Origin of the sequence: Paenibacillus sp. VTT E-133280 (assembly GCF_002264385.1) — a bacterium.
In the GTDB taxonomy this organism is placed as follows: domain Bacteria; phylum Bacillota; class Bacilli; order Paenibacillales; family Paenibacillaceae; genus Paenibacillus_AQ; species Paenibacillus_AQ nitricinens.
Genome location: NZ_NFUX01000010.1, coordinates 106,563 through 121,889, shown reverse-complemented (window position 1 = coordinate 121,889; position 15,327 = coordinate 106,563). Strand labels below are relative to the sequence as shown.

Annotated in this window: 15 protein-coding genes and 1 tRNA gene; 13 read left to right on the top strand and 3 right to left on the bottom strand. The window is 47.6% G+C overall.

Going from position 1 to position 15,327, the window contains the following annotated elements:
• Positions 1 to 60: 60 nt before the first annotated feature.
• The gene (locus CA600_RS06930; protein ID WP_042194351.1) at positions 61 to 492 is read right to left on the bottom strand and encodes a NucA/NucB deoxyribonuclease domain-containing protein; all 432 of its coding nucleotides are present in this window, start codon (positions 490 to 492) and stop codon (positions 61 to 63) included.
• A 107-nt stretch (positions 493 to 599) separates the two neighbouring features.
• On the opposite strand from CA600_RS06930, the gene CA600_RS06925 reads away from it, so the two are divergent.
• Both CA600_RS06925 and CA600_RS06920 read left to right on the top strand, forming a co-directional pair.
• Positions 600 to 1,016: a cytidine deaminase gene (locus CA600_RS06925; protein ID WP_094869531.1), complete on the top strand. Its 417-nt coding sequence runs from the start codon at positions 600 to 602 to the stop codon at positions 1,014 to 1,016.
• Positions 1,017 to 1,190: 174 nt separating this feature from the next.
• Positions 1,191 to 2,666: a glycosyl hydrolase gene (locus CA600_RS06920; RefSeq protein ID WP_094869521.1), complete on the top strand. Its 1,476-nt coding sequence runs from the start codon at positions 1,191 to 1,193 to the stop codon at positions 2,664 to 2,666.
• An 82-nt stretch (positions 2,667 to 2,748) separates the two neighbouring features.
• On the opposite strand, the gene CA600_RS06915 is transcribed toward CA600_RS06920, so the two are convergent.
• Positions 2,749 to 3,237, bottom strand: coding sequence for a PH domain-containing protein (locus CA600_RS06915; protein ID WP_094869520.1), 489 nt, complete (start codon positions 3,235 to 3,237; stop codon positions 2,749 to 2,751).
• A gap of 118 nt (positions 3,238 to 3,355) precedes the next feature.
• Between CA600_RS06915 and CA600_RS06910 the strand changes: the two genes are divergently transcribed.
• Positions 3,356 to 3,916 (top strand): hypothetical protein, encoded by a 561-nt coding sequence (locus tag CA600_RS06910; protein ID WP_094869519.1) that lies wholly within the window; start codon positions 3,356 to 3,358, stop codon positions 3,914 to 3,916.
• Positions 3,917 to 4,297: 381 nt separating this feature from the next.
• On the top strand, positions 4,298 to 4,633 hold the full coding sequence (locus CA600_RS06905; RefSeq protein ID WP_094869518.1) for a YolD-like family protein: 336 nt from the start codon (positions 4,298 to 4,300) through the stop codon (positions 4,631 to 4,633).
• Here CA600_RS06905 and CA600_RS31145 read toward each other — a convergent pair.
• On the bottom strand, positions 4,630 to 4,794 hold the full coding sequence (locus tag CA600_RS31145) for a hypothetical protein (protein ID WP_179085776.1): 165 nt from the start codon (positions 4,792 to 4,794) through the stop codon (positions 4,630 to 4,632). The genes CA600_RS06905 and CA600_RS31145 overlap by 4 nt on opposite strands.
• Before the next feature lie 190 nt (positions 4,795 to 4,984).
• On the opposite strand from CA600_RS31145, the gene CA600_RS06900 reads away from it, so the two are divergent.
• From CA600_RS06900 to CA600_RS06860, 9 genes are all read left to right on the top strand, one after another.
• Positions 4,985 to 5,671: a M15 family metallopeptidase gene (locus tag CA600_RS06900; RefSeq protein ID WP_094869530.1), complete on the top strand. Its 687-nt coding sequence runs from the start codon at positions 4,985 to 4,987 to the stop codon at positions 5,669 to 5,671.
• A gap of 76 nt (positions 5,672 to 5,747) precedes the next feature.
• Positions 5,748 to 6,218 (top strand): hypothetical protein, encoded by a 471-nt coding sequence (locus tag CA600_RS06895; RefSeq protein WP_094869517.1) that lies wholly within the window; start codon positions 5,748 to 5,750, stop codon positions 6,216 to 6,218.
• A 159-nt stretch (positions 6,219 to 6,377) separates the two neighbouring features.
• Positions 6,378 to 6,463: transfer RNA gene (locus tag CA600_RS06890), tRNA-Leu, on the top strand.
• 747 nt (positions 6,464 to 7,210) lie between these two features.
• Positions 7,211 to 8,155: an ArsR/SmtB family transcription factor gene (locus tag CA600_RS06885; protein ID WP_306440385.1), complete on the top strand. Its 945-nt coding sequence runs from the start codon at positions 7,211 to 7,213 to the stop codon at positions 8,153 to 8,155.
• Positions 8,156 to 8,332: 177 nt separating this feature from the next.
• Entirely contained in the window at positions 8,333 to 10,102 is a 1,770-nt protein-coding gene (locus CA600_RS06880) for a glycoside hydrolase family 2 protein (RefSeq protein ID WP_094869516.1), read from the top strand.
• A 471-nt stretch (positions 10,103 to 10,573) separates the two neighbouring features.
• The gene (locus CA600_RS06875) at positions 10,574 to 11,884 is read left to right on the top strand and encodes a family 16 glycoside hydrolase (protein WP_256989772.1); all 1,311 of its coding nucleotides are present in this window, start codon (positions 10,574 to 10,576) and stop codon (positions 11,882 to 11,884) included.
• 264 nt (positions 11,885 to 12,148) lie between these two features.
• Positions 12,149 to 13,462: an ABC transporter substrate-binding protein gene (locus CA600_RS06870; protein ID WP_094869514.1), complete on the top strand. Its 1,314-nt coding sequence runs from the start codon at positions 12,149 to 12,151 to the stop codon at positions 13,460 to 13,462.
• Positions 13,463 to 13,553: 91 nt separating this feature from the next.
• Positions 13,554 to 14,477, top strand: coding sequence for a carbohydrate ABC transporter permease (locus tag CA600_RS06865; protein ID WP_094869513.1), 924 nt, complete (start codon positions 13,554 to 13,556; stop codon positions 14,475 to 14,477).
• Positions 14,478 to 14,490: 13 nt separating this feature from the next.
• Positions 14,491 to 15,303, top strand: coding sequence for a carbohydrate ABC transporter permease (locus CA600_RS06860; RefSeq protein ID WP_094869512.1), 813 nt, complete (start codon positions 14,491 to 14,493; stop codon positions 15,301 to 15,303).
• The last annotated feature ends 24 nt before the right edge of the window (positions 15,304 to 15,327 follow it).

Genomic DNA, 15,327 nt, shown 5'->3' with positions numbered 1-15,327 from the left:
AGCCCCATCCGGTATACCGGATGGGGCTACTTTTTTTGAAGCGCTGTTCTCGTTAGCTCATTATTTAAACATAAATTCTACGCGGGTTCCATCCGCATAATCTTCTAACTGATTGCCAACCCAGCTACCTGCGCCGCGGTTATCTTTTGGGGTTATGTATTCAATATCGGCCCCTTTTCCGCCTTCATTACACATGGCCATGGGCCATTCATCGCGGTCGTAGCCTTTTTTGGTGGGGATCCCTTTTAAGGATTCTTTGCGGTTGTCTTCAGCCTGCTCACGGTTAATCGTGCACGTCGCGGACTCCCCTTTGGCAATCGCGTCCTGAATGTGCTTAGCGGTTTCAGGATAACGATCTGATGGAAAGATCAGCTGAACAACTTCTGAATCGGATGTGGACGAGGGGGCTGCCGGATCTCCGTTCTGTTCATACCAATAACCGCCCAAAGCAAGTAACACAACAATGATGAGACTGGTGAGTAGTTTCTGTATTTTCAAATCTGCTCCTCCTTTTTTGGAACTTAAAATAGTATATCTTATATCATAATGCAGTGCGATTTAATATACTTAGGAAAAATAAGAGGAGGACGGTATTGGATATGGAGTATTTGATTACGATTGAAGATCAGACGCTTATAGCCTCTGCTGAAGATATTATAACTAGACGCTATGAATGGGAAAGGCACCATGTAGGGGCGGCGCTCCGTACTAAGACGGGGGAAATCTTTACAGCGGTACATGTAGAAGCTAGCATGGGACGAATTACAGTCTGTGCAGAAGCGATGGTGATTGGAAAAGCGATATCCGAAGGCTACAAGGAATTTGATGCGATTGTTGCGGTAAGGCATTCTGATCCGGACAGCGCGGAAAGAGAAATTAAAGTAGTTTCTCCCTGCGGGATGTGCCGTGAGTTAATTGCTGATTACGGGAAGGACTGCAAAGTTATTGTATCCGAGGACGGCCGGTTAGCTAAATATGATATTTCTGAATTACTACCGCTGAGATATACGAGGTAAATTGGAGAGTTTGCTCGGGAGCCACTAGGCTCCTTTTTTTATGGAGCCGTGAATTTATTCTGCAGTTCCTTACACTGTCCTAAATTAATTTACAACTTCATGTCCATTCGCTGAGTTCATGTCACTAGTATCCCCATACTATAACTTAAAAAAGTTAAAAGGATGTGAGAGTGGATGGAACAGCGCAATCTTCGAAATATGGTTGACTCGGCATCGAGGTTTGTGAGCGATGTTCAGTGGCAAATGGCGTATCGTAAATTGCAAATGGCTCCGGCAGATTCGGAAACGGTGCCTTCTGCTCAGAAATTGTTGAATACCCTTTATTTTCTGCAAGGAAAAGGATGGATTAGTGGACAACATGATTATTTGGAAAGCGCGGATGAGTTCAATGGGGAGCTGAAAAATACTAGCGGGCAATATGCGGCCCTTCACGGCTATGAGCTGGGCGCAATCAATAATCAGACGGCAGCACTAATAGACAATCAGCGGGATTGGGTCGTTAGCAGTGCTATTCGCTGGTATAATTCCGGTGGAATCGTAACGATAAGTTATCACGCTCAGTTGCCAGGGACAGCTCCTGCTTGGACTAATGTTTCTACGAGCATAAGCAACGCTGATTTTGACAAATATATAACCCCGGGTACCACTCAGTATAATGCACTGATCGCTGATCTGGATAAGATAGCTCTTTCTTTAAAAAAACTAAATGATGCAGGTGTTCCTGTGCTCTGGCGGCCGTATCATGAAATGAATGGCGGATGGTTCTGGTGGGGGAAGAAGAGCAACTACGTGGGACTGTGGAACCTTATGTTTGACCGTTTCACCAGCTATCATAAGCTGCATAATTTATTGTGGGTCTGGAGCCCAAATGCCAAAAATCAGTGGAGTGATGACCCTGTCGAATACTACCCAAGCGGTGATAAAGTAGATGTGCTGGCACTAGATATCTATGATGGGGATTTTAAGGGAAGTCACTATGATAGTCTATGGGATCTGGGTCGTGGAAAAGTGATCGCGATTGGAGAAAATGGAGAGCTACCGTCCCCTGCACTACTATCTAAATCACAGCCCAAATGGTCTTATCAGATGACCTGGGGCAAGCTTCTTTATGAGAAGAATACCGATGCGGTAATTAGAGCCTTTATGAACGACAGCTTTGTATTCACACGGGAAGAGTATGCTGCTGAGGCGGCAATTGTGGAAGCTATGGGAGATAGTGTGCTGCAGAGTGGACTATGGGGACAATATTACAATAATATGACCCTTAGCGGCGCTCCTGCGCTGACGCGAACGGATGCTAACATCCAATTTTCGTGGAAACAGGGTTCGCCTGATCCAGCCATTCGCATCGACGCTTTTTCAATACGGTGGAGTGGTAAGCTTACTGCAGCCTATAGTGAAACCTATACCCTTTACACCTCCTCTGATGACGGGGTGCGGGTGTGGATTGATGGTGGGCTGATCATTGACAGTTGGGTGAATCAGAGTGGGCAAGAGCGAAAAGGCAGTGTGAATCTGATTGCAGGCAAGCTGCATGAAATAAAAGTGGAGTACTATGAGAATGTGGGAGACGCGCGGATTGTATTGCAGTGGGAAAGTCCTAGCCAACCCAAAGGGGTTATTCCAGCAGGAGCATTTTATCTTCCTTAAGGCGATATCCGAACGGATTCGAGCATCCGAATATTAGCAAAAAAGCCCCGGATTCCAGGGCTTTTTTTAATGTGAAAAAATCTCAGATTTGTTCACGGTAGCTAATGTTGTTGGCGATCTTCTCGTCACGAACAGCTTTGCGCAGAACATCTTTGACGGTTTGAGCATCATGAATTTTTCGGAAAAGAAGCTGAGGCGCTGAGGCATCATCTGAAAATACAGTTAATGTACCGATGCCGAGCATCCGGTCCATGATAGATTGTGCTACGGATAAATCGCGTACACGCAGTAATTCGATCTCTTCAACATTTTTACCGATAAGTCCGGTCTTTACCATAATGCGCTGGCTTGTAATGGTGTACGTAGTCGTGTTTAGGCGTACGATTCCTTTGAGGCGATCAGAGATACTGGCTGGTTTGCCTTTCCAGAGAACGACTTCTTGAGTAGCATTTGGATTTGCTGATGGACGGCGGGCGGTCACTGGAGCGGTGCCGTCCATGCTAGTTCCGCATTCTCCACAAAATTTAGCGCCCTGCTTATATTCTGATCCGCAGGTTGTGCAATAAGGCATAAATACCTCTCCTTCCCTGATTACAATTAAAATAATTATAACATAATAGTCGTTTTACATAAATTTCATTTGCGCTTTACACAAACCGACATTATTCTGTTAAGTGGAGGGATAAATAATGAAAAAAGTGTTACTAATAGGAACGCTAATGCTGACTGTCATCCTTAGCGCCTGCAGCAATAATAATTCAACTTCATCGGCACCTGCCTCGGAAGAAGAAGTGCAGGAAACCGTGCAAAACTTCTACAATGAAATGTCTAAACTTGATGAATTAGGAAAATCATCTTTAGCGGAGTTCAACGAAGCTATTGCTGCTTATTCAGCAGGAGACCTTTCGGACAGGCAGCTGGAGAAGAAGATTAACGAATTCCAGAAGACCGCAACAGACCTATCCAATCAGGCTGAAAAAGTGAAAATTTCCTCTAGCTTGCCCGAAGACATTCGTAAGCTGCTTGATGAGTCTAAGATTGCTTTTCAAAGTGCTTATTCTCTAAAAGAACAGGCCTCTCAAGGTGCTGATTCCGCAGAGGTCACTGCTGAGAAGTTCGAGGAATTGAATCAGAACGCTGACGTCGCGATGCTATACGGCATTTCCAAGCTTAATGAAGCAAGAGAAGCAACAGGACTCATCGATGCTGATGGTCAATCCACCGCTGAATCAGAGAAAGTTCAAGAATAGATCGGAAGTTAGACGCTGAACAGTTCAACTGTCAGCGTCTTTTTGATGCGATGTTGAGCTTGAGTAGAGGTAACACTGATAATCCTATAAATAAACCAGCTACGATTCCTTTTGTGAGGTCTGAGAGGGTACTGCTTTGATATACGAGGGGGTATAGACACAGGAATAATACAGGAATTAGGATGAGCAGGGCATTGTTTTTTTTCAAGTGGAAAGCTCCTCTCAATTAGATATACATTATTATACAACTTTTAAATGAAGAGGAGGATTTATAAAAGGTATCTTTTTCCTGATTATTGATTATTCAGCGAAGGTGTGGATATAATACAAACATACGTTCGTGCATAGCGGAATAAGTATAGAAATTAGGGAGGGGATACCATGGGCAAAAAGCTGGAGAAAAACGGACTTTGGGAAAGCAGCCGCATGATGCTGCCGGAGCACAAGGTAAGAATTATTAGGGATGAACGGGAGACGCTGCGCCGCATCAAGCCTATTCTTGATGAGCAGAAGCTGGAGGAGATCGAATGTACACTGGCCTTATCGTTACGGAGTCATGTGCGCGTCACTGCTGTGCTGTTTGATCCTTTTGAGAATAAGACAATAAGTGGTTTTGTGACTTCCATTCACACCCACTCGCGTGAGTTTAAGCTGCAGTGGGCGGAGGAATGGAAGTGGATCAATGTAGATGACCTCGTGGAGGTTTACATCGTTTAATGCTGAGAACCGCTGACTTCACTTTTTTCATAAGCAATTAGGGTCACCGTTGGGTTGCCGGTCAGATGTGCAATGGAAGCTTCGGCATTTCGAATAATTTCGAGCGCTTCTTCCTGCTCGCTCAGGGCAGCAACTTTATAGCTATCGCTATGAATGTCCATATGTGTTCCCACCTTTCGCTAATATTTTGCCCTTTTTTGTGGAATTGATCCAAGGTGGAGAAGCTATGAATAAGTGCTTTTCAGGGGAGATCTCGGGGATACCGGGGTCTTTTTTTTGCTGATGCAAGCAGGGGTATTAGTACAAGCGAATGGGGGAGCGGGATCATTGATTATACCAAGGGGTGATTCTATGCTGACTTTAGATCAAGTGAGGGACAAATCGGCGGCGAGGCTTGTTGGGCTTCATCCTGTTTTGGCAGCAGGGGCGAAGGCTTTGATTCAGCAAAGCTATGCCAGAGGAGTGCCCATCGTTATTACTCAGGGGTTACGGTCGATTGCTGAACAAAATGCCTTGTATGCGCAGGGGAGAAGTAAGCCTGGACCTATAGTTACCAACGCCAAGGGTGGAACCAGCTATCATAATTATGGCCTTGCGTTTGACTTTGCGCTTTTGCTGCCGGATGGAAAAAGTCTTTCCTGGGATATGAATCGTGATGGTGATAAAGATAAAATTGCGGACTGGCAAGAGGTTGTACAGGTGGGAAAACAGCTAGGGCTTGAGTGGGGAGGAGACTGGACGTCTTTTAAAGATTATTCACATCTGCAAATGGCCTTCGGCTTAACCACGACTCAACTTCGGGCAGGTAAACGTCCTACGACGGATCAGGTCAATGAAGCTTTAAAAAGGATTACTGGGGAGGATGAGCAGGTGAACAAAGATGTTAAAGTAACAATAACCTTAAACGGTGCTAAACTTACGGATGGTGTTCTTGATACCGGCATAACGTATGTACCCGTACGTGCTCTAGCTGAGGCGCTTGGAGCAAAGGTTACGTATGACGCATCGAGTAAGACAGTGAACGTAGTAAAAGAGTAAAGCTAATCATGTATAGACAGTGCCACCCAAGGGGAAGTTATCAATGATAACTAACCATAAAGGGAGGCATAACGTTGTGAATAAGCTAATAACAAGCCTTGCATGCTGCACTGTACTGTCATTGAGTATAATGGGAGCTAGTTACGCTAATCCAATCGGGTCAGCCGCATTAGGCGGTATCCCGAACGCGAATACGGGCATGGACGGTACCATGAATAACACTCGGATGATGAATACGGAAGGCAATCTAATGAACGGTACTACGGGAACGATGAATCAGCATGAGAGCATTATGAGAGATAAGATTCGCACAGGGGAAAATTATAGACCTAACACCACTAACTACAATGACAACTACACCCGGGATAACTACAACAGAAATACGGTAACTCCACTATCCAACACTACAACAGACGGTAAATATCGGGCAACCAGCACAACTACGAATACTGGAACTACCAGCAGAGGATCTAACTGGGGCTGGCTCGGATTGTTTGGACTCTTGGGTCTTGTCGGAATGAGAAGCAGAAGTGACGAACGCAGATAAACGACATGCTTAATAACCCGTGTCGGCATATGCTGGAACGGGTTATTTTTATGGCATAAATATTTTTTCGAAAAAGTATTGCACGTTATCGAAATTCGTGATATTATATTTCTTGTCGCTTAATACATAAACAACGTATGGAGCAACAACACATAATATGCCGGGGTGGCGGAACAGGCAGACGCACAGGACTTAAAATCCTGCGGTACGTGAGTACCGTACGGGTTCGACCCCCGTCCTCGGCATCACAGTGAAAACCTTGAGAAATCAAGGTTTTTTTGTTTTTCTTAAAGGAAAGCTTCTATAATAAGCTAGGGTTCTGTGTGTCTGGAAATAACATTCGAGTATACAGGACTCAAGGTCATAATACTCCTTTTCAGTGCTTGTATAATAACAAGTTCTAGAAGGGGGTTTTTATTATGGTTAGAATTAAACAAATTAAGAACAACAAAGCAGTGGTATAGACAGAAGCGTTGTCGCAATTTTTGTTCTGGAAGAAAGAACAGGAAGCCAGCGAACAAACAAGGATTATGAATAACATGTGCGGCTTTTCTTCAAGAGGTGCAGCAACTCATTCGAGACTGTAGAACATCTGAAAAACAATCTGTTTGAATATCTTGGACAAGAAGGCATCAAGCCATGCACCTATAACAATCGTCAAGTTACGAACCTGCCCTGCAGCGAAAGGAAATACGCCAGTGTTTGTCGAATCGGTAAGGGAAAAGCAATGGCTCTGCCGGCGTTTACTATTAGGCGGTACGCTGCTGCAGGTGATAGTTATTGTGACCGCTGTGTTATGATTACACTGCTCAAACCAGATATTTTCTGATTAAAGCCGATTTAATGAGGGGAATGTTGTATTTTGTGCAGGAATTTAAATCGAAATAGTGAATTTGCTTTCTTCCCGTTCCATCGCAGTTACATCATTGCCAAAAAGGGGAAATAAGAGTTCAAAAGTTCAATGTTATAGTTCAAATAGATAGCAAAGCGGAGTGATCGATATTCTGGAATTATCCATGGAACATCTTGATGATCTGGTGAAAGTGACACATGCGCTGTCTACGGAGCTTAGATTGAGAATGCTGGAGTTGTTGAACATCCGAAGAATGAATGTAGTGGAGCTGGCTGAAGCGCTGGAGATACCGGTATCCACCGCCGCTTCGAATGTGAAGGTGCTGGAACAAGCCAAGCTGATTGAGACCGAGCTGCTGCCTGCTTCGCGCGGAGCCATGAAGGTCTGTAGCCGCATCTATGATGATATCAAGATCGTCATAAATGTACCGGAACGTCGTGCGCCGGCGGATCAAGGCGATTATTGCTATGAAATTGAGATGCCGATCGGTAACTTCACAGCTTGTGAAGCAGCGCCAACCTGCGGCATGGTTAGTGAGACAGGGCCGATTATTGTGGAGGACTCGCCGGCGGGCTTTTTCCATCCTGACAAGGTTCATGCCCAGCTACTCTGGCTGCGCAAGGGCTATCTCGAGTACCGCTATCCGCTGGAAATTCCGCAAGGGGCTGCCATCCGCCTGATTCAGTTCTCGATGGAAATCTGTTCCGAGGCGCCGAATTATGAGAATGACTGGCCTTCGGATATTACGCTGTGGATCAATAATGTGGAGGTTGGTACCTGGACGTCGCCCGGTGATTTCGGCGGCAGACGCGGGAAGCTGAATCCTTCCTGGTGGCTCGATACGGGAACGCAATTCGGCTCGCTCAAGACCTGGAGTGTAGACAACACCCGCAGCACCATTGACCACCAAGAGATATCAACCGTCAATCTAAGCCAACTGAGGCTTACTAAGCAGAACCATGTGGATCTGCGGGTGGGTGTGAAGGAGAATGCGGTATTCAAGGGCGGAATGAATCTGTTCGGCAAAAAGTTCGGCGATTATGAACAGGATCTGGTGATGAAGATTTTTTATACCGTACAGTAATCAGGAGTGATTGATTCTGACAGCAAAGTGATGAACATGCGAAGAACCTGATGCCATAGGCAAAGGTTCTTTTTTCTATGCATTCTACGATTGACATTTCAGAAGATTCTGTAATAATTAATACATAATTATTGTAATAAAACAAAAATATTGTTCATAAGGAGCGTGTGCAGTTTAATGGCAACCCAGCACTATATCAAGGATTATCCGCGGCCGCAGTTCGTCCGTAACGACTGGCAGAGCCTTAACGGGGAATGGGATTTCCGGTTTGATGATGACAACATTGGCGAGCGGGACAAATGGAATGAGCATCTGCACGGGGATTTGAAGATACAGGTTCCTTTCACTTATGAGACGCAGGCCAGCGGAATCGGCGAGACCGCCTTCCATCCTTATGTATGGTATGAGCGGGAACTGAAGCTTCCTGCTGATTTGAACGGTAAGCGAGTGATACTCAATTTCCAGGCAGTCGATTATACCGCTAAGGTATGGGTTAATGGCTGCTTCGCCGGTGGGCATCAAGGCGGTTATGCGGCCTTTTCGCTGGATATTACCGATTATGTGAACACTGGTGCAGGAGTGTACAACCGGCTGATAGTCAAAGCGGAAGACAGCCAGAGCTGTACACAGCCGCGGGGCAAGCAGCGCTGGGTGGATGAGAACTTCGAGTGCTTCTATGTGCAGACAACGGGAATCTGGCAAAGTGCGTGGGTAGAGTATGTATCGCCCTCCTATCTCAAGGCTGTCAAAATCACGCCGGATCTTGATAACCGCTCGGTACGTTTTGAATATCAGACACAGGCAGCGGAGGATAATCTCCGCCTGGAGACCCGGATCAGCACGCAGCAGAAGACATTTAAGCAGGTCTCGCTGCATGTAGACCGGGCCTGGCTGCAGCTGGATGTGGAGCTGACCCATGAAGCGAATGGCCCGTGGAAGCTGCAGTCATGGTCACCTGCGGCACCGGCGCTGTACGAAGTGGAGTTTATTTTATATAAAGATGATCTGGTCATTGACCGGGTATATTCCTACTTCGGCCTCCGCAAAATTTCCATCGAACAAGGCAAGGTGCTGCTTAACAATACGCCTATGTATCAGCGGCTGATTCTGGATCAGGGCTATTGGCCGGAAAGCCACTTGACCCCGCCGTCAGAAGAGGCGCTGATTGCCGATATCGACGCAATTCTGGCTATGGGTTATAACGGCGTGCGTAAGCATATGAAGATCGAGGATGCCCGGTTCCTCTACTGGTGTGATGTGAAAGGCCTGTTGGTTTGGTCGGAGATGGCGGCGACTTTCGAGTTCAATGATGAGGCAGTGGAGAGCTTTACGAATGAATGGACAGAGATTGTGCGCCAGCAGTATAACCATCCTTCAATTATCACCTGGGTGCCTTTTAACGAATCCTGGGGTATTCCGCAAGTCTACACGAATAAGCAGCAGCAGAAATTTACGGAAGCCATTTATCATCTGACCAAAGCTATTGATCCTAATCGTCCGGTCATTGTGAATGACGGATGGGAGCATACAATCAGTGACATCATCACCCTGCATGATTATGAGCAGAGCGGAGATGCCTTGCTAGAGCGTTATGCTGACTCCGGCAGCGTACTAGGCGGAGGATTATCTTTCAACAACTGGAAATATGTGATGGCAAAAGGCTATGAATACCGCAGCCAGCCGGTGATGGTCAGTGAATTCGGGGGCATTGCTTTTAATTCCGACGAAGGCTGGGGCTACGGAGAGCAGGTAAGTAATGAGGAGGCGTTCATCGGGCGGTTCAGCAAGATTACGCAGGCAATCAAGGACACGCCTTATATTTGCGGATACTGCTACACGCAGATTACGGATGTCCAGCAGGAAGTGAACGGACTGCTAACAGCGGACCGGACGCCGAAAATTCCTCTGGAAGTGATCCGGAAGATCAATTTGTCAGCAGCAGAATAATCATAACTTTGTTGCCCAAAAAACGGTCAATTATCGGTTCAATGACAAGGTGAAGCAGATTAGAATCTTGTTTGAAAGCACTTACATGTGAGTGTGTTCAACAGGTTTCATAATTGAAGATCAAGAGGAGGGGCTTATTTGTTGAAAAAATTATTCACCTCGCTGTCTGCTTCCCTGTGTCTGCTTCTGGTCCTTACAGCCATCCCGGCTTTTGCAGCGAATGGCCCGGTAGTGTGGGGCACATCATCCACGATTACCGATATTAACACCTTCACGGATGCTGGCACCGATGCCCGCGGGCTCAGACCCGGAACCTTCGGGGCTGAATATGCTCGGATGATTAAGCTGGCGAACGGGGATTGGCTGGCGGTGGCCGCCATTTACGACAACAACGGCTACACCAAAGTCTCCTGGGGCGGCACCCGGCTACAGGTCTTCCGTAGTACAGACAACTGCCGCACCTGGTCGCTGATGTCCACTCTATGGGAGGACGGGCGTGACCTGGACAACGGGCAGTTTGTACAGTTGGCAAATGGCGACCTTCTGCTGGCGATGCGTTCTGTCCGCTGGCAGGAATCGTATAAGCTCAGAGTGTATAAGAGTGTGAATGGAGGCGCGAATTGGAGCTTCTTGAGTACAATCGACGAGAATAACGGCACCGCAGGTTCTCTTGGAAACCCGGATAAGGGTGTATATGAGCCGCATATGCAGCTACTAAATGACGGCTCGGTAGCTGTCATGTATGCGAGTGAGAAGCATGTAACTGAGAATCCTTCCTACAGCCAGATCCTCTCCGAGAAAATTTCCACCAATGGCGGAGCCAGCTGGGGGAATGAGATTTATGTAGCCTGGGACCCATCTAACGCCGGAGCGCGTCCAGGTATGCCGGTTTGGAGCAAGATGACAAACGGACAGTATATTGTCGCTTTTGAAGTCTGCGGAACGCAGAACTGCAAAATTTTCACTAAGAAAAGTACGGACGGCAAGACCTGGTCCAGCGGCATCGGCACCCAGGTACCGACCAATCAGCAGGGCGGGCCTTATCTCCTCTCCTTAACTGATGGCCGTCTGCTGCTCAGCTCCAACTCCAATGTGCTGTCTTTAAGCAACGATTACGGCAATACATGGGTGGATAACGATGTACCGGCATTCGGGAATTCGTGGTGGACTGCAATGTACCAGACGGGTGCAAATGAAATTGCGATGGTTGATTCTGTGGAGCGGAGTGTCGGCGGGCATAATGTCCAGGTCCGTTTCGGTACACTCAGCGGTGCGTACAGCAATGATTTTTCTGCGAATGACAGCGGATGGGTTCGTTATGGGGGAACGTGGGCTGTGAGCGGCGGAACCTACAACCTGAGCTCGGTCAATGCGGATAAATCGGTCCTTACCCCATACCCTTCCAAAATGAACTACACGTTGGAGGGCGACATCAGGCTGAATAATGCGGGCCAGGGCAGTCTGATCTTCAATCTGACCAATCCGGGCACTGGAGCCGATTTGCAGAAAGGCTACGCCGCAGGTATTGATTCCGCAGGCCAGGTCTGGCTGGGACGCTTCAACAACGGCTGGACACCGCTGCAGACGGTAGCAACACCTATTGCAGTAAACACCTGGTATCATATGAAGGTGGTTGTGAACAGCGGGAACATTAAGTTATACGTCGGAGATATGACCACGCCTAAGATCAACATGAACGATGCAGTATATACCTCTGGTACCATCGGGGTGCGGGGCGGCTTTAACAACAGCGTCAGCTTCGACAATATTACAGTGAACTAATCTGAAAATTTTGGAGCCCTTAAGGGCTTCTTTTTTTTGATAACGCAAGTCTATCTCTGCACCGTACGATTCTCCACCTGCCATACGATCGTCTACCTTCTGGGGTTCCCCTCGTTATTAATATCTTTCGTTTGTTCACCAATGAGCGGCGGTTTGTCGGTTCAACACATGCGGTATTCCCTGTAGAGTAAGAGTCGAGAAAGCCCTTACATAAACGCAGAGGGGCTCTCGCATACAAACTTTTTTGACGAGAGGGTTGTTCAAATGAGGATGAATAAGAAGTTCACAAGTTTGCTGTCGGCCGGGCTGACGCTGGCCCTGATCCTGCCGGGATGCTCATCCGGTAACAAAGAGAACGGTGAGCAGGCCAAGGCGGTAAATGAACCGGCAAAAACAGAGAATGCAGGCGGCAGTCCGGTAGAGATATCTTTCTGGAACATGTTCGGCGGCGGGGAAGGGGATTTCGTAGACCAGATCATCAAGGGCTTCAATGACTCCCAGCAGGAAGTAACGGTCAAGCAGCTCCGTCTGGAATCCAACGAGTATTATGCGAAGCTAAGTACAGCGCTGTCTTCCTCCAAAGGCCCTGATGTTGCCATTGCCCACGTGGATCGGATCTCCCCGTTCGTGAAAGCACAGCAGATTGTGTCTGTAGATGAGCTGGCTTCCAAGGTTGGCTTTGACCTGAAGGAGATCTCTGAATCCAATATTAAGAGTGTGACCTACGATGGTAAACCTTACGCTGTCCCGCTGGATACTCACTTCCATATGTTCTACTACAACAAGGATATTCTGCAGAAGGCCGATCTGCTGAACGAAGACGGCACCCCTAAGCTGGGCGAAATGACACCGGCGGGCTTCGAGCAGACGCTGGCGGATATTCAGGCCAAAGTGCCGGATGTTCAGGCGATGGCGATTAACACTCCTTATTTTCAAGAGCCGTTCCTGAATATGTACTATGAAGCCGGCGGGGATATCCTAAATTCGGATATGACCAAAGCAAGCATCAACAATCCGCAGGCACTGGATGTCCTCAAATTCTACCTGGACATCTATAACAACAAATACTCCGATCTTAATGATAAAACGCCTTGGGATACCTTCCATAACGGCAAAGCTGCCTTCTGGTTCGGAGGGGTATGGGAAGCGGGACTGTTACTAGGAGATGAGTCACTGCATATCGGCGCTATGCCGCTTCCTCCGATCTTCGGCAGCCAGACGCATTGGGCCAGCTCCCATACGCTTGTAATCCCGTCTTATGTAACTGCTGAGAAGCAGGAGGCCGCAGCCAAGTTCATGAAGTATTTCTCTGAAGTTGGTGGAGAGATCTGGGGACAGGCAGGACATGTGCCTGCGAATAGTAAAGTAACCACCGGCGATGCTTATAAGAGCCTGCCTTACCGCAGTGAATTCATCGAAGCGCAGAAGACCGTGAAATTTGCTCCGCCGACAGATAAATACACAACAATCATTACTACTATTTCCGAAGAACTGCAGAACATTATTTTCGGCAGCGAGACTCCCGAAGACGGGTTGGCAAAACTGGAGAAACAGATTAACGAAGTGCTGGAGAACTAACTCATTCTGCCGGAAAGGGGAGGTCCCTGCCTGTAAGGCGGGGGCTGACTCCAGGCATAAGCGCCATTTTGATTGAAGGAGAGTATGACCGATGGAGCGGACTTTAAGAGAGAATAAGGCTGCTGCGCCTCTTCGCAGGGCAGAGCCTATACACCTACTGAAGGAACTGAAAGCCATTTTGTACCTGATTCCGTTCCTGGTACCATTTGCGGTGTTCTATCTGTGGCCGGTAATCCGCGGAGCCTGGATGAGCCTGCATGTTTGGGGCATTCAAGGGATGCAGAAGTACGCCGGTTTGGCTAACTATAAGAAAATTCTGGGGAATTCGGATTTCTATTCGTATTTGTGGAACTCTTTCTACTTTGTATTGCTATGCGCACCTACCGTACTCGTACTGGGACTCATACTGGCACTGATTATCAATCAGAGAATTTGGCTGCGGACCCTGATACGCTCCGTGTTCTTCCTGCCGTATGTCCTGTCGGTCTCCGTGGTCAGCTTCATCTGGCTGAAACTGTTCGACGCGAAGAACGGTCCAGTGAACGCAGCTCTGGATGTACTGGGCATCCATGCAGATATCAACTGGCTCACCGATCACAGATTTGTGTGGTGGGCGATTACGATTGCGACAGACTGGTGGAGCGTGGGATTTGTGATGGTGCTGTTCCTTGCCGGACTGCAGGAAATCCCCACCGATCATTACGAAGCGGCGAAGATTGACGGCGCCAATGCCTGGCAGCGATTCTGGAGCATTACACTGCCGGGGCTGTCGAGCGTAATGAAGATCCAGATCTTTTATCAGATTATCAACTGCCTTAAGCTGTTCGGACAGGTGCAAATTATGACCGGCGGCGGGCCGGGAGATTCCACCAATACCATGATCCGGTATATTTACGTTACAGGGTTCAAGAAAGACATGTTCGGCCTGGCCGCAGCGCAGTCGATGATCTTCTGCTTCATCATGCTGTTGATCGCCGTGGTTCAATTTAAAATCACAGACCGGAAAGACGGATAGGAGGGAGATATTCATGAAAAAGCTCGCTTTAAATATCGCTGCTGTTCTGCTTGCGCTGCTGTTTATTTTCCCGCTAATCTGGATGTTCCTCACCTCCCTGAAGCCTGATGGTGTGAACGTATATACGCTGGCTGATTGGGTGAAATGGTCAGATCTGAATACCGATAACTATGTCAAAGTCATACGGGAATCGCAAATTCTGCACTGGACATGGAACAGTCTGGTCATTGGTGTCCTCACGACCGTAATCTCCCTTCTGCTTAGCTCGCTGGCTGCATTCTCGTTCTCCAAGCTGCCATTCCGGACACGGGGAATATTCTATGTGCTGATCGTTTCAGGTCTGCTGATTCCGACGGAAGCAATACTCATTCCGCTTTATGAAACTGCGCTGCATCTGCAGCTGATTGATAACATCTGGGCGATTGTCCTGCCTGGACTGACCAACCCTATCGGCATTCTGCTGCTGAAGCAATTCATGGACGGGGTACCCAAGGATTACATTGAAGCCGCGCAAATCGACGGTAGCCGCAGCTTCCGGTTATGGTGGAGCATCTGTCTGCCGCTTACACGCTCAGCCATGGTTTCTGTGGGAATCTTCTTCTTTATCCTCTCCTGGAATAATTTCCTGTGGCCTTATCTGGCCATTACTTCTGAGGAAAATATGATTCTTTCGGCAGGGCTGCCCACCTTTTTGTCGAATAATAACATGTCGCTCAATCTGATTATGACGGCAAGTACAATCGCGGCGGTTCCGACAATCATTGTCTTTATTCTGCTGCAGCGGCATATTGTCCAGGGCGTGGCGATGTCCGGCGTCAAGGGTTAATCTTTAAGATTTCCAGTCTCAAGA